Source organism: Neobacillus sp. B4I6 (genome assembly GCF_050434045.1).
In the GTDB taxonomy this organism is placed as follows: domain Bacteria; phylum Bacillota; class Bacilli; order Bacillales; family Cytobacillaceae; genus Neobacillus.
In genome coordinates this window covers 5421662-5442695 of the sequence record NZ_JBNPWB010000002.1, presented here as the reverse complement: position 1 = coordinate 5442695, position 21034 = coordinate 5421662, and the positions used below count along the sequence as shown (strand labels likewise).

Annotated in this window: 26 protein-coding genes and 1 pseudogene; 7 read left to right on the top strand and 20 right to left on the bottom strand. The window is 39.3% G+C overall.

Going from position 1 to position 21034, the window contains the following annotated elements:
• Nucleotides 1-150: 150 nt before the first annotated feature.
• Entirely contained in the window at nt 151-990 is an 840-nt protein-coding gene (locus QF028_RS29140; protein ID WP_410885039.1) for a peptidoglycan DD-metalloendopeptidase family protein, read from the bottom strand.
• A gap of 159 nt (nt 991-1149) precedes the next feature.
• Between QF028_RS29140 and QF028_RS29135 the strand changes: the two genes are divergently transcribed.
• Complete coding sequence (locus QF028_RS29135) at nt 1150-1566, top strand: VanZ family protein (protein WP_429470953.1); 417 nt, start codon at nt 1150-1152, stop codon at nt 1564-1566.
• A 21-nt stretch (nt 1567-1587) separates the two neighbouring features.
• On the opposite strand, the gene QF028_RS29130 is transcribed toward QF028_RS29135, so the two are convergent.
• From QF028_RS29130 to QF028_RS29100, 7 genes are all read right to left on the bottom strand, one after another.
• Entirely contained in the window at nt 1588-2445 is an 858-nt protein-coding gene (locus QF028_RS29130) for a nuclease-related domain-containing protein (RefSeq protein ID WP_429472591.1), read from the bottom strand.
• A gap of 199 nt (nt 2446-2644) precedes the next feature.
• Entirely contained in the window at nt 2645-2827 is a 183-nt protein-coding gene (locus QF028_RS29125; protein ID WP_429470951.1) for a hypothetical protein, read from the bottom strand.
• 786 nt (nt 2828-3613) lie between these two features.
• Nucleotides 3614-4651, bottom strand: a complete 1038-nt coding sequence (gene spoIID / locus QF028_RS29120; RefSeq protein ID WP_429470949.1) for a stage II sporulation protein D — start codon at nt 4649-4651, stop codon at nt 3614-3616.
• Between the two features lie 364 nt (nt 4652-5015).
• The gene (gene murA / locus QF028_RS29115; protein ID WP_429470947.1) at nt 5016-6326 is read right to left on the bottom strand and encodes a UDP-N-acetylglucosamine 1-carboxyvinyltransferase; all 1311 of its coding nucleotides are present in this window, start codon (nt 6324-6326) and stop codon (nt 5016-5018) included.
• Nucleotides 6327-6358: 32 nt separating this feature from the next.
• Entirely contained in the window at nt 6359-7135 is a 777-nt protein-coding gene (locus QF028_RS29110) for a YwmB family TATA-box binding protein (protein WP_429470945.1), read from the bottom strand.
• 168 nt (nt 7136-7303) lie between these two features.
• A complete protein-coding gene (locus QF028_RS29105; RefSeq protein ID WP_088090158.1) occupies nt 7304-7561 on the bottom strand; it encodes a DUF1146 family protein in 258 nt (85 codons plus the stop codon).
• A 508-nt stretch (nt 7562-8069) separates the two neighbouring features.
• Nucleotides 8070-8390 carry a general stress protein gene (locus QF028_RS29100; protein ID WP_214732837.1) on the bottom strand — a complete coding sequence of 107 codons (321 nt, stop codon included), beginning with the start codon at nt 8388-8390 and terminating at the stop codon, nt 8070-8072.
• A gap of 340 nt (nt 8391-8730) precedes the next feature.
• On the opposite strand from QF028_RS29100, the gene QF028_RS29095 reads away from it, so the two are divergent.
• Nucleotides 8731-8985 (top strand): GlsB/YeaQ/YmgE family stress response membrane protein, encoded by a 255-nt coding sequence (locus QF028_RS29095; RefSeq protein WP_168241256.1) that lies wholly within the window; start codon nt 8731-8733, stop codon nt 8983-8985.
• Nucleotides 8986-9117: 132 nt separating this feature from the next.
• Here QF028_RS29095 and QF028_RS29090 read toward each other — a convergent pair.
• Both QF028_RS29090 and cls read right to left on the bottom strand, forming a co-directional pair.
• Nucleotides 9118-9925, bottom strand: a pseudogene (locus tag QF028_RS29090) (alpha-amylase); the annotation flags it as partial.
• A gap of 107 nt (nt 9926-10032) precedes the next feature.
• Nucleotides 10033-11532 carry a cardiolipin synthase gene (gene cls, locus QF028_RS29085; RefSeq protein ID WP_429470942.1) on the bottom strand — a complete coding sequence of 500 codons (1500 nt, stop codon included), beginning with the start codon at nt 11530-11532 and terminating at the stop codon, nt 10033-10035.
• Between the two features lie 234 nt (nt 11533-11766).
• Here cls and QF028_RS29080 point away from each other — a divergent pair, with 234 nt between their 5' ends.
• Nucleotides 11767-12225, top strand: a complete 459-nt coding sequence (locus tag QF028_RS29080) for a Dps family protein (RefSeq protein WP_429470940.1) — start codon at nt 11767-11769, stop codon at nt 12223-12225.
• A gap of 280 nt (nt 12226-12505) precedes the next feature.
• Here QF028_RS29080 and QF028_RS29075 read toward each other — a convergent pair whose 3' ends face one another.
• From QF028_RS29075 to QF028_RS29040, 8 genes are read right to left on the bottom strand one after another with little or no spacing between them, the layout of a single operon-like run.
• Nucleotides 12506-13105 (bottom strand): PP2C family serine/threonine-protein phosphatase, encoded by a 600-nt coding sequence (locus QF028_RS29075; protein WP_429470938.1) that lies wholly within the window; start codon nt 13103-13105, stop codon nt 12506-12508.
• Nucleotides 13098-13895: an RNA polymerase sigma factor SigB gene (gene sigB / locus QF028_RS29070; RefSeq protein WP_429470936.1), complete on the bottom strand. Its 798-nt coding sequence runs from the start codon at nt 13893-13895 to the stop codon at nt 13098-13100. Before sigB ends, QF028_RS29075 begins: the two co-directional genes overlap by 8 nt.
• Nucleotides 13861-14343, bottom strand: coding sequence for an anti-sigma B factor RsbW (rsbW, locus tag QF028_RS29065; RefSeq protein WP_429470934.1), 483 nt, complete (start codon nt 14341-14343; stop codon nt 13861-13863). Before rsbW ends, sigB begins: the two co-directional genes overlap by 35 nt.
• A gap of 14 nt (nt 14344-14357) precedes the next feature.
• Nucleotides 14358-14672, bottom strand: a complete 315-nt coding sequence (locus QF028_RS29060) for an anti-sigma factor antagonist (protein WP_214712042.1) — start codon at nt 14670-14672, stop codon at nt 14358-14360.
• A 58-nt stretch (nt 14673-14730) separates the two neighbouring features.
• The gene (locus QF028_RS29055) at nt 14731-15729 is read right to left on the bottom strand and encodes a PP2C family protein-serine/threonine phosphatase (RefSeq protein WP_429470932.1); all 999 of its coding nucleotides are present in this window, start codon (nt 15727-15729) and stop codon (nt 14731-14733) included.
• Nucleotides 15730-15742: 13 nt separating this feature from the next.
• Nucleotides 15743-16144, bottom strand: a complete 402-nt coding sequence (locus tag QF028_RS29050) for an anti-sigma regulatory factor (protein ID WP_214732844.1) — start codon at nt 16142-16144, stop codon at nt 15743-15745.
• Entirely contained in the window at nt 16123-16509 is a 387-nt protein-coding gene (locus QF028_RS29045) for an STAS domain-containing protein (RefSeq protein WP_373408518.1), read from the bottom strand. Before QF028_RS29045 ends, QF028_RS29050 begins: the two co-directional genes overlap by 22 nt.
• Complete coding sequence (locus tag QF028_RS29040; RefSeq protein ID WP_429472589.1) at nt 16509-17339, bottom strand: STAS domain-containing protein; 831 nt, start codon at nt 17337-17339, stop codon at nt 16509-16511. The genes QF028_RS29045 and QF028_RS29040 overlap by 1 nt, the downstream gene beginning before the upstream one ends.
• 202 nt (nt 17340-17541) lie before the next feature.
• Between QF028_RS29040 and QF028_RS29035 the strand changes: the two genes are divergently transcribed.
• Nucleotides 17542-17733, top strand: a complete 192-nt coding sequence (locus QF028_RS29035) for a hypothetical protein (RefSeq protein WP_429470929.1) — start codon at nt 17542-17544, stop codon at nt 17731-17733.
• Nucleotides 17734-17781: 48 nt separating this feature from the next.
• Here QF028_RS29035 and QF028_RS29030 read toward each other — a convergent pair whose 3' ends face one another.
• Together QF028_RS29030 and QF028_RS29025 are read right to left on the bottom strand one after the other, a co-directional pair.
• Nucleotides 17782-18342: a magnesium transporter CorA family protein gene (locus QF028_RS29030; protein WP_429470927.1), complete on the bottom strand. Its 561-nt coding sequence runs from the start codon at nt 18340-18342 to the stop codon at nt 17782-17784.
• Nucleotides 18335-18727, bottom strand: a complete 393-nt coding sequence (locus QF028_RS29025) for a hypothetical protein (RefSeq protein WP_429470925.1) — start codon at nt 18725-18727, stop codon at nt 18335-18337. Before QF028_RS29025 ends, QF028_RS29030 begins: the two co-directional genes overlap by 8 nt.
• Nucleotides 18728-18897: 170 nt before the next feature.
• Here QF028_RS29025 and QF028_RS29020 point away from each other — a divergent pair, with 170 nt between their 5' ends.
• The 3 genes from QF028_RS29020 (at nt 18898) to QF028_RS29010 (ending at nt 20849) form a co-directional block, all read left to right on the top strand.
• Nucleotides 18898-19167 (top strand): hypothetical protein, encoded by a 270-nt coding sequence (locus QF028_RS29020; protein WP_429470923.1) that lies wholly within the window; start codon nt 18898-18900, stop codon nt 19165-19167.
• A gap of 58 nt (nt 19168-19225) precedes the next feature.
• Entirely contained in the window at nt 19226-19960 is a 735-nt protein-coding gene (locus QF028_RS29015) for a TrkA C-terminal domain-containing protein (RefSeq protein ID WP_429470921.1), read from the top strand.
• Between the two features lie 64 nt (nt 19961-20024).
• Nucleotides 20025-20849 carry an STAS domain-containing protein gene (locus QF028_RS29010; protein ID WP_429470919.1) on the top strand — a complete coding sequence of 275 codons (825 nt, stop codon included), beginning with the start codon at nt 20025-20027 and terminating at the stop codon, nt 20847-20849.
• Nucleotides 20850-21034 lie beyond the last annotated feature (185 nt).

The following is a 21034-nucleotide window of genomic DNA, read 5'->3' as shown; positions in this document are numbered from 1 at the left end:
GTTGACCAATTTATAAACGTTTAACTTTTGAAAAAGCCAATTGAAATTCTTTATCCAAGTTAGTATTTCTGCCTTTATGCCATTTAATTCCTCAAAAGCCATCTAAACGAAAAAAAGAGGAAAGAATTCCCCTTCCCCTTTGTAACGATATTATGAATTTGTATTTTTTGTAGAAGTAGATGATTCTTCGTCCACATTTGTTTCTTGGTCGGAAGAGTTTGCTGGGTCTTCAATCTTTTGTTGTTCTTCCTTCATTTGTGGAGTCTCTACTGATTCGCTTGCCTTTTCATTCGAAAGTTCGGCTTCCTGTAATGTGCTTAACGATTTGTTAAAATAGTTAGTGGGATTTACAGCAATTCCATCTTTACGAATTTCAAAATGTACATGTGTTCCAGCTTTTTCATTGAACAAGCTTTGTCCAGCCGTGGCAAGAACTTGTCCCTGTTTTACTTCGTCGCCAACCTTGATCTTTATGTCTTTTACGGATTGATATTGTGTTACAATACCTTTGTCGTGTTCCACTTCAATGACATTCCCAAGGACTGCATCTTCATCAACTCGTGTGACCGTACCGCTTAATGCTGCAACGACATTAAAGGACTCATCGTCTTTCATGGTAACGTCGATTCCAGTGTTTGGCTGGTAGGTATTGTTATAAAATACCAATGCCGCTTCCTGGTCTTCTGTTTTTCCATTGAAATCATAGAATTTCGTTTTAACGACTGCTGCGTCTGCATTTTCCACTGGCATTTTGAAGTTTTCAAGTGTTTTGCTAACTTCAATCGCTGGTTCTTGGTTCTTTTTACCGGCAATATCAGTGGATTTGTAATCGTATTTGTCTGTCGCACTGTTGCTCGATTGATACCATAGTACTGCGGTCAGAATGAGTGCTGCACTTGCAATATAGATGGCTGGAAATACCCAACGCTTTTTGAAAAAGCGTTTTACGCTGGAACTTTGAGAAGATCGTTTGTTTTCTTCCTCTCTCATTTTCATCACCTCAGCAATCATTCTGAACAGATAAGTAGAATTATATACACGAGCGAAAAAAAATTTTTTGAACTTATTTTTTAACAGTGTTTATGTTTTTATGCATGAAGGGTGAAAAATTATTTTAAAAATGTTTTTACGATATAGGAGGAAATTTTCATGAAAATCATAAAATGGGTGTTGCGGGTGCTCCCGTTTGCCTATATGGCGGCCATTTGGATTATGTCTAGTCTGCCAGCGGACCATTTTGTAAAGCTGCCCGATTCCCAAATCGACCACTTTATAAAGGAATCGTTGCATTTAATAGAGTTTGCGATTTTGTATGTTTTGCTCGTGCTAGCGATGTTAACCCGCCGCGCTGCCTTCACACCTGCGTTGAATATAGCCTGTGCAGTCTTCGCAGCCCTCTACGGAATCAGCGACGAAATCCACCAATCATTCTATTCCTATCGCTCTTCCTCGCTCTTTGACCTTGTAAAAGACTTCACAGGGATCTTGGTTAGTTTTTATTTTATCAGAGGGGCATTGTTTAAAGGGAAGTTTACGCGGCTTAGGAAGGTGCTGGGGCGTGTGTAGCGACTGCAACTTTTGCGGTGGTTATTTTTGATTTTTTGGTGGGTGATGATAGACCCGGTTTCTATATGTTCCTGTAAAAGGTAAGTTCATGGAAGTTAAGAATTTACTTGCGATACTAGTCGAACCAATTTGAAGGAGCTCCCGCAGCTCCGCATTCGTGATTGAAGGCTTTACCAGCAGAAAATAATCGTTGATTGTTGGTATATGGGCGGTTTTGGATTTCAGTTTACATTTTGGACAGCACCATGTTCCATAGTGTAAGTTTATAGGTACATAGCTACATATGGGACATTTTACGCCCGAGAGGAGTTCTAATGGAGATAGGTTGAATTGTTTAAGAATATCTGGATTTTCGGGAGTGTGTTTTGCGAGGAGAAGCCGTTTTATTCTTTTCATCTCTTTACTATCTAATTTCTCCTCCTTATTAAAATTTGCTATTTGATCTATTTTGTCTATTAAATCCTCACTATTGCAAATATGCCGAGTGATCTGTTCGTTTCCCGAGGATGACGTGATCGTGGTTTTTTCATTACTGTTTACAACAAGATAATGGATTGGTATTGCTGTACAATTATGCTCTTTTAGCCATCCTTTCAGTTTCTTCGCCTGGAGCTTTGCTTGTAATACAGGGTTTTTGATTCTTTCCTCATTCCCGTTCTTTTTACAAGTAGTCTGGTTAAAGTCTTTTTCAAATTTCAACTCCCCGCTAATATTTTTCACTTCAAGAACTAAGGCAAATGCTGAACAAAGGATTAGGTAATCAATTTGAAAATAGTATCCTTGATATAATAGTCGTATACCATGGAAAATGTAGTATTTTTCATCGGGAAGCATGCTTAGGTGAAAGACCAGGGACTTTTCCCCCCGATAGCCAGCCATCCTACTTTTATATTCCGCTACTACTTCAGGATAGGATGGTTGTATGGCAGCCTCCCACCTTGAAGAAGAATTTCTAGTTTCTGGATTCTTAATGACATCGTGCACTCTTTACAAAACAAATGCATCATTCCTTTCCTTTTTTTCTATACTTCTTTTCTTCCTCCGCAAATTCCTGCAAAAATCGACACTACTTTGGAAATTATTTCTTCCCGTTTCTATGAAAAACTGGTTTACTGTCCACTTTGAAAAGGTTACTTTCCGGTTCCGAGGATTTACTGTCCAGTTTTCTTATTTTACTTTCCACTTTCATTGGTTTACTGTCCACTTTCCCACTTTTACTGTCGAACCACATCAAAACCACATAAATTTCTAATTTTCCCATCTAACCCAAGCTCCTTTATTTAGAAGGAGCACTATTTTTGGCTATTTTCCTTTGCCTGGATTCTATTTAATTACACTTTTTAGAAAGAACTTTCGATTACTGTCCACTTTCAATAGTTTACTGTCCGGTTCCAAGGATTTACTGTCGACTTTTTAATTTTACTGTCCACTTCCAAAGGTCTACTGTCCACTTTCCCACTTTAACTGTCGAACCCCCTCAAAACCACAAAAAATGCCAATTTTCCTTCTAACCCAAGCTCCTTTATTTAGAAGGAGCCCTATTTTTGGCTATTTTCCATCGCCTGGATTCTATTTAATTACACTTTTTAGAAAGAGCTTTCGATTACTGTCCACTTTGAATAGTTTACTGTCCGGTTCCAAGGATTTACTCTTTCTAACCTTTACTGTCCGGTTCCAGAAATTTACTGTCCACTTTCCCACTTTTACTGTCGAACCACATCAAAACCACATAAATTTCTAATTTTCCCATCTAACCCAAGCTCCTTTATTTAGAAGGAGCCCTATTTTTGGCTATTTTCCATCGCCTAGAGTTCTATTTAATTACACTTTTTAGAAAGAGCTTTCGATTACTGTCCACTTTGAACAGTTTACTGTCCGGTTCCAAGGATTTACTGTCGACTTTCTAACCTTTACTCTCCACCTCCCAAGGTTTACTGTCCACTTTCCCACTTTTACTGTCGAACCCACCCAACTTCAAAACCTCCCACCTAAAAATCCATCAAAAAAAGCCAGGCATCTTCCCAACCCAGCCTGGCTCCCCACTTATTCATTTCTTCGCAGTAACCGTATCTAGCATTTGATCCGCCGACGTAATCTCGACTCCTTGATAATAATGCTTCACAATTTCCTTATAATTCTTTCCTTCCATTGCCATTCCGTTAGCCCCGTATTGGCTCATTCCGACGCCATGCCCGAATCCTTTGGTGGAAATTATAATATTATCGCCCTTACGCTTCCAGGCAAAGTCAGATGACCGCAGATTCAGTTTATCGCGGATATCGCGCCCGCTCAAAACCTTTCCATTAAAATCAACCTTGCCGACACGTTTCCCCTCTGTCCGATCGACAATTTTTCCAATCGTCGACCCCGAACCGAGCTTCACTCCAAGCCGTGCCTCAAACTGATGAACCGTCATAACCTTTTGACTGTTAAATTTCGGGGAATTTTTATCCCATGGACTGGATACACTTCTTAAGTATGGGATGTTGCCTGCCCAATAATCTTCCGAGTTTTCCGTATATCCATTACTCGTGGAGAAGAACAATGCATCAATTGGCTCGCCATCATAGGCCAAAATTTGCCCAGCCGTTGCCCGAACAGCGTTTAAAATCTTCTTCCTTTTCGCGTCGTACTCCATTCCCCATTCCCTTCTTAGTTCATCATCATTCATGTAAACCTGATGGATTTGGGTGTCCGTTACCTGCGCACCTTTAGGGACGCCGAGCGTATCCTTACTTAGTAACCTTTTCACGATATATGTTCTCGCTGTTAGTGCCTGGGCCTTCAGGGCTTCTTCCTTAAACTCTGTCGGCATCTCAGCTGCTACCACACCAACGAGGTAATCTTCTAATGGTACATTCTCAATTTGGGATTTTGAGGTACGGAACACCGCAACTTCGACGGCCGGATCGGAAGAAGTGGGCACCGCTTTGGTTTCTTTGGCCGGGGTCTTGGTCAAATCCTCCCCTAACTTTCCACTCGCCCGATGCTCATCCGAAAACGGTAACACAAGCACTGCGGGAATAATTAATGTCAAGGCAATGAGGACTGCTGCTAGTACGACGAAAGGTTTGATTTTTTTCATGATAGTGCCTCCAGTTTGCAAATTCACAACCCCGCCTACAGCACAGGCGGGTTGCGTCTCAATTAATACATATGGAGGCGGACAAGCATTTATTACGGATTTTTTATATAAATAATGAAACGGGTGTCAGGCACCGCTCGTGGACAAATGTCTTTTATTGGTGTCAGGCACCACCCAAACACAAATATCCACACCACGTGGACACACGCACCACGCGCGCCGCGCCACGATTCCCGGAAAATATAAAAAAGGCCCTGATTCTACATCAGGGCCCGTTGTTTTGAGTTTGTTTTTATTGGCTGTAGGAATTTGGTAAAGCGTCGCCTAACAAATCCGATACAAGTTACACGATCTAAGATCCAAACTAAGCGTTCATGTCCGATACGTAGTCTTGGACTTCTGTGAATATTTCGTCTGCTTCAGTAACACGTTCGATGTCGGCGCCTAGGCTTGCTAGCTTGCCGTGGAAGTCGACGTAGCCGCGGTCTAAGTGTTTCAACTCGGTCACGCGTGTCATGCCTTCAGAAACTAAACCAGTCAGAATTAATGCGGCAGCGGCACGTAGATCTGTTGCAGATACTTCCGCTCCTTGTAAATTGGAAGAACCATTTAAAATAACAGAACGGCCTTCAATTTTGATGTCGGCATTCATGCGGCGGAATTCCTCAACATGCATAAAACGGTTTTCGAACACAGTTTCTGTAATCATCGAGGTGCCGTTTGCGCGAAGCAATAAAGCCATCATTTGTGATTGCATATCGGTTGGGAAACCTGGATGCGGCATCGTTTTGATGTCAACAGCCTTCAAACGATCGGTTCCGATGACACGAACGCCATCTTCTTCCTCACGGATTGTGATACCCATTTCAACCATTTTTGCAATCAAAGAAGATAAATGTTCAGGAACTGCGCCCTTTACCAATACATTTCCGCCAGTGATTGCGGCAGCCACCATAAAGGTTCCCGCTTCGATTCGGTCAGGAATAATATGGTGTTCTGCGCCAAATAACACGTCCACACCTTCAATACGAAGGGTCCCAGTGCCAGCGCCGCGAACCTTAGCGCCCATTTTATTCAAGAAGTTTGCAAGGTCAACGATTTCTGGTTCTTTTGCCACGTTCTCAATAATGGTCGTACCAACCGCAAGAGTTGCAGCCATCATAATGTTTTCGGTAGCCCCAACACTTGGGAAATCCAAATAAATCTTTGCACCTTTTAAGCGGCCATTAACCTCCGCTTCAATAAAACCGTTTCCTACCTTCACTGACGCTCCCATGGCTTCAAAGCCTTTGAGATGCTGATCGATAGGACGGGATCCAATAGCACAGCCACCCGGCAGGGCCACACGTGCACGGCCATTTCGAGCGAGTAATGATCCCATGACAAGCACAGACGCGCGCATCTTTCGAACATATTCGAACGGCGCCTCATCCTTTAACACTCTGGATGCATCTACTACGACTGTATTGTTTTCAAACGACACTTCAGCGTTTAAGTTGCGTAAAACTTCATTAATTGTGTATACATCGGAGAGTGTAGGTACATCACGAATTACACTTTTTCCGTCACTTGCTAATAATGTTGCAGCGAGTACAGGCAAGACAGCATTTTTTGCGCCTTCTACTTTAACAGTTCCATCAAGCCTTTTTCCGCCGCGGACGATAATCTTTTCCAAGAGTATTCCCCTCCGCGTCCATTTTCTCTATATTAATATTCAATCGTAATGATTGGTGTGCCAACTACGATGGTAGTCTTACCGCCCAATCCTTCGGAGCGTATACCAATTTGTAAATTCATGTTATCTCTTTGATCATCTATGGAGCCTTTAAACATCGGCGAGTTCGCCGAAACAGACATGAATGTCTCCTCTTTTAACGCTTCGATTTCTTTTGCCTTAAATACGGACAGCAAATGTTTCGCTGTCTTGGGTAAAGCCGTATTCATCTTATCACCGACCGTACCTTTCATACAAGAGAAAATTGTTGGTTTCCCTCGAAATATGTCAGACAGCCTAGATTTAAATTGACGGGTCGTGAAATAGGCCTCAGTAGACTTGTTCCACTCTTTACCACTGATACTATATACTATATACGCATTAACCGGTTGTTTTGTGTGGGTTGCCAACATTTGAAGCTTTTCTATGTGGTGTTTAGTCGTTGGAGATACTGCCGTTACTTCCCATTTTTCGCTGGTACTTTTTACAGACCATTCCCAATCAGGAAACTTCGTTTGAAGCTCTTTAGCATATTCCTTAACTTCCTGCTCACTTTTTAGGCCATCCACATGCTCTCTTGCATAAAAAGTCCAATCATCGAGCAAAATATCTTCGGCTTGTAAAATAGAGCCGATTTTCGTTAAGTCCATTTCTTTTTGAAAAATGGAGCCGATTCCGCCACCGTTTGCTTCAGTTTGGTTCCCAATAACAACCAGGATTAAACTGATGATTGTTATTACGCTCAAAAGGATCTTACGATTTCTCTTCATCTCTACTCCCCCTCATTACCATTGTTACCAGGTAGAGGAGTAGCATACTTGGGAAATGTCGTCACTTTTAGACAAGTTCCAAACTTTATGACAGTTCATTTGAAGTTATTTTTCCACATAAAGACGATTGTACTCAATTTATTAACAAATTGGAACATGTACGAAGACCTAAATTTTTACCAATTGAATATTTTGCATGATCAAAGGTAGTTGTCTAGACCATTGGAGATAATCAAGGAAAAAGTTACTAACAGATGATCCGACGAAAATTGCTAATAATATGTAAAGTAAGCGCGCCTGAAATACATGGTTGGGTTTCAGCAATTTTTCTAAACGGATTGCTTGTAGGGCCCACCAGGAAATCGTAATAAAAATTAAATGAGACAGGATACTTAACACGGCAATTTGCCCAAAATCATTTATCACTCGGTAACCTCCTTTTTTCACACAAAGATTATTCTATCACAAAGAAGTTCAGAAAAGTTTCCTTTTGTATCCATTTTTAAAAAATAAACACATTTTCTATCTTTAAAAAAAAATTCACCTTCCTATGACTCGATTCGAAGGCGAATTTTTATTGCTTTATCTGGTCGGTTGACACGACCTCGGTTTCTAATACCGTACAAAAATACATAACCCACGCACTTACCATTAATTTACCTGATTCCAAACCCTGCCTAGATTTAATGGGACATATACTTTCTCGCCCTGTATTTCCTTGTGTATGATCGGATTTTCAAAATTCGAATCCCAACTATGATCTACTCTAATTTTGCGCCGGGCTCTGATGTTTCCTCCAAAAAAATCACCTAAGTTCACTCTTGAAAATTTCATTCACCTTACCCCTTTCTTCATATGATGAGGGATAGGAAACAAAAGGAATGTTCCCTTTTGTTTCCTTTCATTATACTAACCTAGTAAAACTGTCTTACTTTTATTTTGCAGCGACCACCAATACGCGTCCCCTGTCCAATTCTTTTTCAAATTGTTGTGCTTCTGTGTTGGTTAATCCTAAGGATTCCATTTTAGAACGTAGTTCGTCCCCGCGTGATCGAAAAACATTTGCGATTGAATCAAAGACGCCTTGCTCGTTTACCCCAATTTCATTGGTATCCAGTGCATCTGACAAATCTTCTGAACGATCTTTGCCGTGGGCCAATAAGTAGACCTCATCTTTTTCGAACCCTTGATTTAAAAATTGTTCAATTTCCTTTTTTGCTTGAAGTCCATTTTCTACTATTTTTACTTGTGTCATTTTAACTTCCTCCTCCATTTTTAATGTGTGACCATCTTGATTTTGTAAGTAAGTTGAAATGCAACTTGTTGTTCTATTTGATATATAACCCTTTTTAAAAAGTTGAAACCTTTTTTGTGAAGATTAACTGTTCTCCCTAATTATTTTCCTGTCAGTTAAGTCGATGAATTACCATGCAGGTACTGAAGCTCATCCGCTGTTTGAATGCGTTTATCTCCTCTTTCATCTTCCTTCGGAGTGGAAAATGGTAGAATTTTTTTATCAAAAAAGGTTTGTCCATTGAAATAACGGGTACTTATCTTAGTAGATTCACATTAAAATTTGAAAGGGATGAATTTTCATGGGATTTATTTGGTCTTTAATTATCGGAGGAATCATCGGGTGGTTAGGCGGTCTAGTCATTGGACGTGATTTACCTGGAGGTGTAATTGGAAATATCATCGCCGGATTTATTGGTGCTTTTCTCGGTTCATTGATATTAGGAGATTGGGGACCTGAAGTGGGCGGTTTCTATCTCATTCCAGCCATCATAGGAGCTATTATTCTCACCCTAATCGTTGGCTTTATTTTAAAAAGTATGAGACATACAGCATAATTATATAGGATAACTTTCACTCAAGAGGCTGCTAATCATGCAGTCTCTTTTTATGTAGCATTTTTTAGACAAAGGAAAACACCTTAAAACAACAAGGTGCTTTCCTTTTTGATTCTTATTTTAAAATAGCAACTATTCCTCGTCTTGTTCAGAATGAGCCCAAACCGAGACACTGCCACCGTTAACAAAGAAGGTGGCAAATCCATCTTCTTCAATTATAATATGATCGTCTCTCGTTCCTGCTAGGTCCACCCATACTTCTCCTGCCCGCGCTTCACCGACGAACATTCTTTTTTCGCCCTCGTCCTGATTAGAAATGAGGACGGCGCAGCCTGAAGACTCCATTTCCTCAATCCCCAGACGGACCCATCCAATCAGATGGGGGTCATCGAAATAATCCTTTTGTTCTCCATAGGCTTTATGGTAACGAGCAATAAAGGAGCGGATCAATCGCTGCCTGTTTTCCATCGATTGGTTTTTCTCCCCCAATGCCAAAATAATCTCCGTAGAATATACATGGATGTCCCTCTTTGCGAAGCAGGATAAGCGCATAAGCACTCTGCTTAAACCAGTCATCCACCCATGATTCAAGGGCTTCGTTTGCTTGGGTATCATGATTGTCCACAAAAGTGACCGCATGTTTTGGATTCACATTCACTAATGTATCATCGAAGATCGTGGTAAGATCAAAATCAGCTCCCGCTTTAGAGACTTCATGTAATTTATAATGAAGCGGAACATCAAATAAATTCAGTTTGAAATCAACATTTTCCAAAAATGTTTGGCATGCTTCAAGTTCTGGGACCCAAAACTCACCTTGAACATAAAAGTCTTCTCCTCGCTGCTGCCTTACATTATCTACAAAACTTTTAATAAAATGATAATCAATATGTTTAATCGCATCTAAACGGTAACCATTGCATTGTAAAGTATCGGCCAGCGGTTCCAATGCGTACCACCTGGATCTACATTCCATTCAAAAAATTGCATCATCGTATGATTTCGTTTCATGTTTGTATCCCCCTTTTTTCTTCTATATTAGAAATTTTATAAAATTCCCGAAAATAGACGAGCAAATGACTCTTTTGCCTTTTCAGTAAATCCTCTTTTGTAAAATTCGACTGGGCGAATTCTCAGGCAATCCTCTCGGTCTTCCTCATAATGGGCCACTAGGTCTTGGATGGAATCTGTGCCTATTAAAAATAAATTCACTTCAAAGTTGAGGCGAAAACTGCGCATATCCATATTGGCTGTTCCAATTGTGGCAAGGTCCCCATCAACAATCATTATTTTTTTATGGAGGAACCCTTTTTGGTACGCATAAATTTCAATTCCAGAACGCAAAAGTTCAGGTAAATACGACCGTGAAGCATATTGGGTGAGAAAACCGTCATTGGTGTCAGGCACCATGATTCGTATTTGAATCCCTTTTTTGGCAGCAATCCTTAGTGCTGTTCGAATTGCTTGATTAGGGACAAAATACGGCGACGCAATCCAAATCGATTTTGTTGCACATGAGATCATCGAATAATAATGATCACTCATCCGTTCGGTTTCGGGACCGGTGGCGACGACATGAACCAGACCATCTCCAGCGGCAAATATGGGTTTCATATAGCGTTCGTCCATAACCAGCATTTCCCCACTAACATAACTCCAATCTAATAAAAAAACGGCATGTAATGTTTGGACTGCTTCCCCTTCCAGGACGACATGTGTATCACACCAAAATCCAATTTCCTCGTCTTTACCAAGATATTCAACCCCAATGTTCAGTCCGCCGACAAATCCTACCTTCCCGTCAATGACAACGATTTTTCGATGATTCCGGAAGTTAAACTTTTGATTATAAAGGCCGCTTTTTATGGGCAAAAAAGGATGGACCATGATTCCGGCCTCCTTCATTTTTTTAATAGCGGCACCTGAAAGTGTGATACTTCCCATCGCGTCGTACATAAGACGGACTTCTACTCCTTCCAGCACTTTCTCGATTAAGATGTCGATGATCTCACTGCCTAATCGGTCATCTCGGAAGATATAATATTCCATATGGATAAAGTCGGTTGCTTTCTTAAGCGCACTTTTCATTTCTCGGAAAGTTTCCTCACCATTTTTTAATATTTTTGTCTTCGTGTTGGTATTCATTGGTGTGAAGGTCGCCCGATCCAGATAGTGTGCGAAATGATGCTGGTGATGATTAAGCTGCGAAAACTCGACTTTCTGCTTTTTCCTACTGATTGTTTCAAACACTTCACGATCTTTGATGCGCTTACTTTTAAAAAGATACCCTTTTAAAAATAATTGACCTGAATAGACATAGATGATATATCCCAAAACCGGTAAAAACACCAATATATGTATCCACAAAAGCGTGTTTTGCGCCGTCCGATTTTCCAGCATCAAGGAAAACACTGTAATCAAGATAATTACGCCGTAGAATGCCATTGATATCATTTTCGGCAGGAAAGGAACGTCTGTAAAAAACACCAAATATGCTAGAGCAATCATCATAATGACAAAAACAAATTCCATTCTCCGTTTTTTCATAACGTTGTTCTCCCCCATAATTTTATCTAGATACCCTTATGGGGTAATACCCGATTTATACGGAGATTAATCCTGCTCCTAAAAAAAAAAGATGCCCGCGCCTCCAATCGAGGGAATAGACACCTACGCCTTTCGGTAAACTTTCTTGGAAAAATTTTTTATATGGTTTCAAATGATGTAATCCGGGGTATGGAATAGATATCAACACTATTCCACTAAACGGAGGTAATGAAAATGGCAAAAGTAAAAGAAAAAAATAGTTTAGTAACAGAGACTCTCAACACTCAGGTAGCTAATTTCTCAGTTCTTTATATGAAGCTGCACCACTACCACTGGTATGTAAAAGGTGAAAATTTCTTCACCCTGCATCCTAAATTTGAAGAATTGTATAAGGAGTCGGCGCTCCATCTTGATACCATCGCTGAAAGAATGCTTTCACTAGGAAAATTACCTACGGCGACACTAAAGGGGCAATTACAGATCTCTTCCATCAAGGAAGCCGCGGGCGACGAAAATGCCGAGGGAATGATTCAGACTCTGGCTGATGATTTTAACACCGTCTGCACCGAACTGACAGAGGGAATCACCTTGGCCGAGGACAACGATGATCAACCTACGGCAGATCTGTTCATTGCGATTCGCACTTCCTTAGAAAAGCACAGATGGATGCTCGAAGCCTATCTCGCAGAATAAATAGAAAAGCGTAAGCGCCTTGCTCAGGGGCGACAGGCATAAGACGAGCCGGCGAGAAGGTTGCTCTTTAACCTTCTTGACGGATTGGCTTATGACCCCGAGCCCCTAGGCGCTGAAGCTAGACAGTTATCTATGTTCAAAAACTTTCTTATCTTTTAAAAAGGGTGTCAGCTTTACAGCTGATTCCCTTTTCCTCTCTCACGGACACTGTGAACGGACAAAACAAAACACGTATCCAAAAACGGTTGGATACGTGTTTTGTTACGCTTATAATAGTAGGTTACAAGAGTTGACCAATAATATAGGTTAAGTCATCATTCCGTGTTTTCGTATACATTTTTAAATGATTCGACATCTCTTCAATGGATCGAATACTTGATAATAAATGTTTAATGGCGGGAATATAAATGCCGTCGGTATGAATAATAAACTTCGCATCTTTTTCATACGTAAACGTTTCAATTCCATATTTTTGCGGCTTTCCAGATAAATATCCATAGACAGGGACTGGGTTGAAAAATTGACCAGAGGGCGAATAAAGAACAAAGCGAATGTTTCCTACGGAGCTATAAGTAATTTTTTTAAGTAAAAAGTCTACCTTAAAAAGAGATACGGTTGCACCTCTTTTATCCTTAAGGACTTTATTACAATAATCGATTAATACATCGACCTCTTCATAATGGTATTGTTCTACCACTTCCCGAATCGCGTTAGACGAGGCATGTGCGTATATCCCGCTTCCCAAACCGTCCGCAACGGCACAAATGAAATAATCATCGGTTGTCTTAATAAAAAAACTATCGCCGTTACACACATTACCTTCCTTTTGAATCTGATACACTAAGGTTTGAATATATTCATTTGATTCAAGTTCAAGCATTTGTTACTCCTGTATTGGCATTATCTTTGTTTAGTGCCTGTCGTAATTTTTGAATCGCCTTTTTTTGAAGACGAGATACATGCATCTGAGAAATCCCCAAGGACTCTCCTGTTTCTTTCTGACTCTTATTAGCGATAATTGTCAACATGAGAATTTCTTTTTCACGTTCTGTTAGCACATGCAGAACACTCTCAAGCAAGAGCCTTTGGTCGACTCTTTTGAAACCATCATCATGCGATCCGATGGTGTCGAGAATTGTAACCGTGCTGCCATCTGAGCCCGTTTCAATTGAACGATCCACAGATACGGCTTGATAACTTTTACCCATTTCCATCGCTTCTAATACTTCTTCTTCCGAAACGTCCAAATGCTCGGCAATTTCATGGATCTTTGGTGACCTTTGATGTTGATTGGTCAGTTCATCGACAACTGTCTTTATTTTCGTCCATAATTCCTTTACCCGTCTCGGTACATGGACTCCCCATGTTTTATCCCTTAAGTAACGTTTGATTTCTCCAATAACTGTTGGTATTAAAAATGTTTCAAAGGATGATCCAAGTTCCGGATCATATCTTCGTATCGCACCCAATAGCCCGACTATTCCTATTTGCATGAGATCCTCATGAAAATTGCCGCCTTTTGAATATTTCATCACAAGGCTTCCGACTAGCGGTGTATAGTGGTCTACTAATATTTCTTGAGCTGACTTACTCTCATTTAGCTGAAAGTCTTTGATTAGGGCGTTGATTTCTTCCTTAGTTCTCTTCATAGTTCGAAATGGTCGAGTCATGACCTGCACGCTCCCCACTTAAATACTTCACCATGAAGACCGTGACTCCGGAATGATCAAATACATGGACTTCATCCATGAGCGTTTCCATTAAAAATAGACCCAACCCTCCCTCCACCAGTTGGTCGGTTGCACTTGAGGCGGAGTATGGGCCTAGCTTGCTTCTTGTCTGTTCAAAATTAAAACTCTCTCCATTATCAGCGATCATAATTTCTAGTTTATTTTCATAAATTCCAAATCCAACAATGGTTTCTCCGCCGGCGTTATCTTTATAAGCATGTTGAACGGCATTCGTACATGCTTCACTGACGGCAATCTTTAAATCTTCAATCTCCTCATATGCGTATCCCATTCTGCTGGCTATTCCGGATAACGTTAATCGGATTACCCCTACATATTCCGGCTTAGCAGGCATTTTCACTTCAATGTAGTCAACTAATTGTTTCATTGTACCCCACCTCTCTAGTTCGTAGAAATATCAATGATGTTGCTTAAACCTGTAATTTGAAAAAGTCGTTCCAAGCGATCTGACAAGTCCACGAGCTTTAATTCCCCATCATTTTTCATTATTAGTTTGAATAAACCAATAAATACACCTAGGCCAGTACTATCAATATATGACACATCTTTTAAACTGACGATCAGTGATTGGTTTTGCTCTTCAGCGAGTGGTAATAATTCCTCTCGTAGCTTTGGTGCAGTGTATGCATCTATTTCTCCTGCAACAAAAACGAATGTCTTTCTATTATTTTGGTGTTTATCAACTTTTAAATCCATTCATTATCACCCCAGGAATTTAATCTATTTTTATGTACTTACCCGCACTCATGGAAGATTAAACCTTTCTTCGAAAAATAATTAGCGTAAAATCATCATTCATTTCAAAGTTCTGCATCTTTTCCAACTCACGATAAATTTGTTCCACCATTTCTTGGGCTGTTAATTGCTTATATTTTTGAATTAAGTCAGTTATCAACGAACGTTCGATAAAACCATCTTCTGTTCTTACTTCCGTCACTCCATCCGATAATAAGACAATCATATCCCCGGGTTCCACTTGTTTTTGATACTGCTCATATGTAAAGTTCTGGTCCACGCCTAATACTAGACCTTTTGTCACGAGATCCTCAAATGAATTCGTAACGGAATGATAATAGAATCCTTGTTCATGCCCTGCTGCTCCATAGGTAAAGGAATGATTATCTGTATCGTACATCCCATAGAACATGGTAATAAACATACCTTCATCCAGATTATCTTCTACGACTCTATTTATACTTTCTAAAACAAAGTGAGGACTTTTCCTAGACTCTGGTAAACTATCGATTGCATACTTGATCATCGACATACAAATGGCTGCAGGTATTCCTTTACCAATTACATCTGCAACGGCTATATGAATATTTTGCCCCTCTTGAATAAAGTGATAAAAATCCCCATTCATTTGTTTGGCAGGAATACTTGTTGCCCCAATATCTAAATCGTCCATTTGAGGAATAGATGTTTCTAGTAAATTTTCTTGAATGCTTGCCGCAATCTCAATTTCTGATTTTATTTCAAGCTGCTGATCCCGCATGCTTTGATGCTCCTGGTAGGCTAAGCCATAGTCCATCATCACCTCTAAAAGAAAATCAAAGGACAATAAGACCTCTTTTTGAATATCCGGAAAAATTTCTTTCAACGCTTCACTATGTAAACTGACAATTTCCTCAGGAGAAATTTGCTTTAAAATCGATTTTCTACTAAATAGTTGTGCTTGGTACAAAGCTTTTTCGGATGATTCTTTCAGATAACTGCGAAGCAAATGCCGATACCTTGATTTGAAAATTTCCATAGCAAGCATCCTCCTAACGAGTCCATTTTACCGTCTTAATAATCGTACCTTCCTCTAGTGAAGAGGTAATATCAAATTCATCCATTAAGCGCTTAACCCCCGGTAATCCTGCTCCTAACCCACCTGATGTAGAATATCCATCTTCCATCACTTTTCTAATATCCTGAATTCCTGGTCCATTATCAGCAGCGATCACCTTTATACCACGTTTATCACGTCCATTTATGCGTTCAATCCGTATTTCACCTTGCCCTGCATATAAATAAATATTACGTGCAAGCTCAGAAATCGCTGTCGTGATTCTCGCTTGGTCAACTGTACCAAATTCAAGCTCCTTGGCAATATTTCTTCCTAGTTGCCTAGCTGCAACGATATCCCATTCGGTAAAAATTTTCACATAGGATTCGTTCTCCATGCTTTCTCCCCCAACTCCCGTTGTAGTGTTTCTAACCCCTTTTCTAAATCTAGTGCTGTAAGCACCTCTTGAAGATGGATTCCTAGTTCAACTAATGTAATGGCTACAGCTGGTTGGATGCCCGTTAAAACTACTTTTGCCCCCATCAATTTGGACATACTAATAACATCGCCTAATACTTTTGCAATAAATGAATCAATCACATCGATCGACGTTAAATCGATGACTACACCATTCGATCCTGTTTCATGGATTTTATGAAGCAAATCTTCTTGAAATTGTATTGCCGTTTGATCATCAAGTTCCCACTGAATAGAAATAAGCAGGCAGTTATATAACTTTAGTATAGGTATTCTAGCGACCATTATGATTCCTCCGTTGATATGACCTTTCGATTCGTCATTTCCAAGGCAGCCTCAATTCCTTTTTGTAAGCTATTCTTTGTCATGACTTGAGTTAAATTTATCCCTAAATTAACGATTGTTTGTGCAATCTCTGGACGAATCCCAACGATTAAACATTTTGCTCCTACTAATCTGACGGCTTCGGATGCCTGAATAATATGGTGGGCAACCATCGTGTCTACGACAGGAACTCCTGTGATATCAATTAATACAACTTGGGCGCGATGCTTAACAACCCCTTGTAATAAATTTTCCATAATCGATTTTGCTCTTTCTGTGTCAATGGTTCCAACTAACGGCATGATCGTAATATTTTCAAAAATCGGGATAAGCGGGGCAGATAGCTCTTGAAGCGCAATCTTTTGTAAGGATACCGTTCTTTGCCAAGTTTCAGCATACTGATTAAACACTGCAACGTTGATCGGACTAATCCATTTGTCATAATCCAAAATAAATTCAACTTGTTCCTTTTCTGAGGTCTTATCTGCCATCGGAAAGAAAACAATTTTTCCAAATTCACTTAAACTGTCCATAATAAAACCTAATGTCCAGCCGAGTTGAACTATTTTTTGAGTAAATTCACTTATCTTGCTTTCACTATTTTTCTGTTGATTGGTAGAACTATTAATTAGTAAATTTATATAATCATTACAAATATTGATATAGACTTTCTCTGATATCAAATTAGCTGCTCTTTGTTCATCCATCAGAATTACTTTCTTCGACCACTCTTTTAAAATTTGCTCCCGGTTTGTTTGAATATATTCTACTATTCGATTTGATTTTTCCATCATTTCCCACCTAAATATATCTTCGAAGTTCGAAGAATTATTTGTTATCTAGAATTATACCAATTTATGCTAGCTGAAAAATGAAGAAAATAGCATAGACTTTTAGCCCTAATATCCTCAAGGTTTCAAACGAAAAAAAAAGGGTACATTAAAGGTAGAATAGAATCTTTGTAACCTAATTTTCCAAAGAGGAGGAGACGCAATGGATAAAGAAAAAAGGCAACGACAGTTTAAGGAACAAGGGTCCACACTACAATCAGTCGAAAAAAACAATAATGGCTCGATGGCACAAAATTTAGACGAAATGAAAAAGCTCGGTAAGGAAATGAATCAGATGAAAACCGGGAGTCAGCAACAAGAAAATGAAAATCTGATCCCTGATCCAATCCAATAGCTGAAGCATTTTAGTAGCGGTCCCTCCTTAGGGGACCGCTACTTTTGGTTATTTAAAAAACGAGCCTTTCTTTTTCCCTCTTAATAGGTCACCGGTCCAGCCATTAAATTTCAAAAATCCATAAAGTAGGATGGTTGAGACTCCAATTAGAATGACGGACATTATATAGCCGAACTTCCATTCTAGTTCCGGCATATGCTTGAAATTCATCCCCCATAATGCCCCAAACGCCATGACCGGGGTAAAGATCGTTGTGATGACCGTTAAGGTTTTCATAATTTCATTTCCACGATGGGATGAGATGACTTCCTCCAAATTAATGATTGAATCAAGCTCATGTTCATATTCATTGAGCAATTCAACCGCCCGTTCAATCCGTTTACACGTCGTCTTAAAAATATCCCCCGTGCTTACCTCATTTAGATTGATCTCCTCTATCCCCATTTTCAACTCTTTTATCGGGATTAATAGATTCTTCCAGACTAATAGTTCATGCCTTTGCGTATAGATTTTTTCAAGAATACTCGTTTCATTTCGTTTCCGAACACTCCAGATTAGTGTTTTTAACGCATCTTCAAATTGATCGATCTCATACAACATTTCATTCATAAGTTCTCACCAAAAAAATTAAAAAGCCATCAACCGGGTTTTCTGTTCGATCAATGAGCCTGAGAAGGTCCTCCGTATGGATATGTTTAAAGGAAGACAGCATCAGATCAACTGTAATCAACTGATCCGTACTTACATAAAAATGAAAGATTTTATAATCTAGTTCCTCTTCAAAATTTTGCTGATAAATAAGGGAGCCGGTCACAACCTTTTTTCCATTATCAAGTGTTTTTATCCGTAAGAAATTTGTTTTATGTTCCTGCAGCTGTTCCAGCCATCCGGTGCTCCCGCAGTTAACATTTTCAATAATTGGTTCTATTCGTTCGCTGTCGTTTTTGTCAAATTGATACCACTTCCATTTGTTCGGTCCGATAGTTTTCTCCATAGAATCTCCTTTTGATAAAAGTTTTCCTAATTAAATCCCCTAATTTTCAAAAAATGAAACATTAAAAATAGGTTTTAAATGTAAAGAAGCGGGTATGAAAGGATTAATAGAACTTAGTTGAAATGAAGTCCTATTTTAAGAGATTGTTAAAATCTAAAGGAGGTCTTGATATGAAACGAGTTTTGCCTATTACATCATTGGTTGTGGTTGGAATGGGGGCATCTGCAGCGATGTGGTTATCTTCTAAACCGAACAGAGTAAAAGCAGAGAGTGTATTTAGAGACTGGAAACGTAAAATTAAACCTTCTCCTTTTGATAAAAGTGAAACACTCCCGATTGAAAAAGGAGGACACCCGCATCCACATGATCTAGAAGATAATAATATGGTCAGCGAAGGGGCTATGTATTCGGTTCAATTTTTTAATGAGAAAATGCAGTGATAAGCGGTTGGGGCACGTTACTGCCCCAGCTAATTTTTTGACCATTTGAGGTGGTAAAATGAATTTATTTTTTTTACTCATCTACTTCATCATCATTACAGCCGTTATCGAAATTTACGTGGTTTTATTTCGGTTAACAGGGCTCAAATTGGAGATTTCAAGATTTCAGGTCATATCTTTGATGACAGGCACTGGCTTTACTACAGGAGAATCCGAGCTTATTTTAGGTCACCCCATTCGAAGAAAACTTGCCACTTTCCTGATTCTGTTTGGGGCCTTCTCCCTTGCAGTGATTATTTCATCGATTAGCAATTTCCTTTCGGACGATCTTAGAATGAATGACATTTTATTTGTAGCAGGTGGTGTCCTGCTAGTCTTTGGGGTATTAAAGCTGGCATGCATCCAGAAGTTATTATCGAAATTATTTCATAAAAAAATGAAACAGAATATTGAGCTTGGAGATTTGCCCATCCGGGACGTATTCTTAACAGATAAAGATGATTATCTACTAAATCTGCATATCTATAAAGACTCTTTTCTCGCTTTCAAAACGATAAATCAAGTGATAAAAGAACATGAGCGGCTTGAGTTTGTTGTAATTTTTATTAAAAGAGGTGAATTGAAGATTAGAAGAAACATCTACAACGAAAAAATCCATGAAGGAGATCAGCTGTTTTTATTTGGAGAAAAAGAGGTTATCACCGAGTATTTTAAAGATGATATGAACATCATGGAGGAAAATTTAAAGAATCAACAACATACACCGTTAACGAGGCAGTTTAACAGTGGATAACACCTCATCTAGATAAACTATGAAGCTTTGAAATAAAATTTATTTATATAAGGAGGAACTACCTTTGAATACCTTTTATGACACAAGAAATATTTCGGAATATCTTATCAACAATAATGTGGATTTTCAGAAAAAACTTTTATCCGAGGCTGTCAATGTTGCCTCTAATATTGAGCGTATTTTACAAGCTGGAAATATTGATCTTTTGAAAAACGCTCAAAGGCTAGTTCTTTACGTTGTGGAAAATAGAACAGATGAACTCATTGCTTTTGCTAATGAAGAAGGAGTGGCTTGGGCGAGATTTTCTTTAACTCTGGCATTCAAACTAGAATGGGTACATGCCATTAGACGTGCCTTATGGCATTTCATAAAACTTTATGATCGATTAAATGAGAAAGGTAATTATGTTGATGATTTTTTCGAATTGGAACATAAAGTTAATGATGGGATTGATGAATTTCTAAACACCTTTTTCATTAGCTATTCGCAGTATAAAGATGAATTAATTCTTTCTCAAAGAAAATTAGTTGAACATCTCTCGGTTCCCATCATACCAGTTAGCACAACTGTAGCTGTATTGCCGTTGATTGGTACGCTTGATTCTTATCGAATGAATATTATTGAAGAAAAAGTATTAACGGATATATCAAGGTTAAGGATTCTGACATTGATTATTGACCTTTCGGGAATATCGGACATGGACGAAGGTACCATTTCTCATTTTCAAAAAGTATTGATTGGCGTAACGTTAATGGGTGCTAAATCAATCATTACTGGATTACGCCCTGAACTTGTAAGAAGAATGGTTAATTTAGGAATTGATCTTCACAGTTATACAGAGACAAAAGCAACGTTACAGCAAACATTAAATGAACATCTTGTTGTTTAGCACTCACATTGTTTAGAATGAAATAATTTGAAGGGCTTGGATATTCCAAGCCTTCTTTTATTTTCGAGATTTTTAATTTTGGCTCTGTTATACTTGGCCGTTGATTTCCGCTCCAGGCGCGTGCGGTTCGCGGGCGGTCCGGGGAGCCTCCTCGGCGCTAAACGCCTGTGGGGTCTCCCCTGCCC

Excerpts from the sequence above, each read along its gene's own strand:
- QF028_RS29140 (WP_410885039.1), bottom strand. The coding sequence starts at position 990 with ATGAGAGAGGAAGAAAACAAACGATCTTCTCAAAGTTCCAGCGTAAAA.
- QF028_RS29135 (WP_429470953.1), top strand. The coding sequence starts at position 1,150 with ATGAAAATCATAAAATGGGTGTTGCGGGTGCTCCCGTTTGCCTATATG.
- QF028_RS29130 (WP_429472591.1), bottom strand. The coding sequence starts at position 2,445 with ATGGCTGGCTATCGGGGGGAAAAGTCCCTGGTCTTTCACCTAAGCATG.
- QF028_RS29125 (WP_429470951.1), bottom strand. The coding sequence starts at position 2,827 with ATGGGAAAATTAGAAATTTATGTGGTTTTGATGTGGTTCGACAGTAAA.
- spoIID (WP_429470949.1), bottom strand. The coding sequence starts at position 4,651 with ATGAAAAAAATCAAACCTTTCGTCGTACTAGCAGCAGTCCTCATTGCC.
- QF028_RS29110 (WP_429470945.1), bottom strand. The coding sequence starts at position 7,135 with ATGAAGAGAAATCGTAAGATCCTTTTGAGCGTAATAACAATCATCAGT.
- QF028_RS29100 (WP_214732837.1), bottom strand. The coding sequence starts at position 8,390 with ATGACACAAGTAAAAATAGTAGAAAATGGACTTCAAGCAAAAAAGGAA.
- QF028_RS29095 (WP_168241256.1), top strand. The coding sequence starts at position 8,731 with ATGGGATTTATTTGGTCTTTAATTATCGGAGGAATCATCGGGTGGTTA.
- cls (WP_429470942.1), bottom strand. The coding sequence starts at position 11,532 with ATGAAAAAACGGAGAATGGAATTTGTTTTTGTCATTATGATGATTGCT.
- QF028_RS29080 (WP_429470940.1), top strand. The coding sequence starts at position 11,767 with ATGGCAAAAGTAAAAGAAAAAAATAGTTTAGTAACAGAGACTCTCAAC.
- QF028_RS29075 (WP_429470938.1), bottom strand. The coding sequence starts at position 13,105 with ATGCTTGAACTTGAATCAAATGAATATATTCAAACCTTAGTGTATCAG.
- sigB (WP_429470936.1), bottom strand. The coding sequence starts at position 13,895 with ATGACTCGACCATTTCGAACTATGAAGAGAACTAAGGAAGAAATCAAC.
- rsbW (WP_429470934.1), bottom strand. The coding sequence starts at position 14,343 with ATGAAACAATTAGTTGACTACATTGAAGTGAAAATGCCTGCTAAGCCG.
- QF028_RS29060 (WP_214712042.1), bottom strand. The coding sequence starts at position 14,672 with ATGGATTTAAAAGTTGATAAACACCAAAATAATAGAAAGACATTCGTT.
- QF028_RS29055 (WP_429470932.1), bottom strand. The coding sequence starts at position 15,729 with ATGGAAATTTTCAAATCAAGGTATCGGCATTTGCTTCGCAGTTATCTG.
- QF028_RS29050 (WP_214732844.1), bottom strand. The coding sequence starts at position 16,144 with ATGGAGAACGAATCCTATGTGAAAATTTTTACCGAATGGGATATCGTT.
- QF028_RS29045 (WP_373408518.1), bottom strand. The coding sequence starts at position 16,509 with ATGGTCGCTAGAATACCTATACTAAAGTTATATAACTGCCTGCTTATT.
- QF028_RS29040 (WP_429472589.1), bottom strand. The coding sequence starts at position 17,339 with ATGGAAAAATCAAATCGAATAGTAGAATATATTCAAACAAACCGGGAG.
- QF028_RS29035 (WP_429470929.1), top strand. The coding sequence starts at position 17,542 with ATGGATAAAGAAAAAAGGCAACGACAGTTTAAGGAACAAGGGTCCACA.
- QF028_RS29030 (WP_429470927.1), bottom strand. The coding sequence starts at position 18,342 with ATGAATGAAATGTTGTATGAGATCGATCAATTTGAAGATGCGTTAAAA.
- QF028_RS29025 (WP_429470925.1), bottom strand. The coding sequence starts at position 18,727 with ATGGAGAAAACTATCGGACCGAACAAATGGAAGTGGTATCAATTTGAC.
- QF028_RS29020 (WP_429470923.1), top strand. The coding sequence starts at position 18,898 with ATGAAACGAGTTTTGCCTATTACATCATTGGTTGTGGTTGGAATGGGG.
- QF028_RS29015 (WP_429470921.1), top strand. The coding sequence starts at position 19,226 with ATGAATTTATTTTTTTTACTCATCTACTTCATCATCATTACAGCCGTT.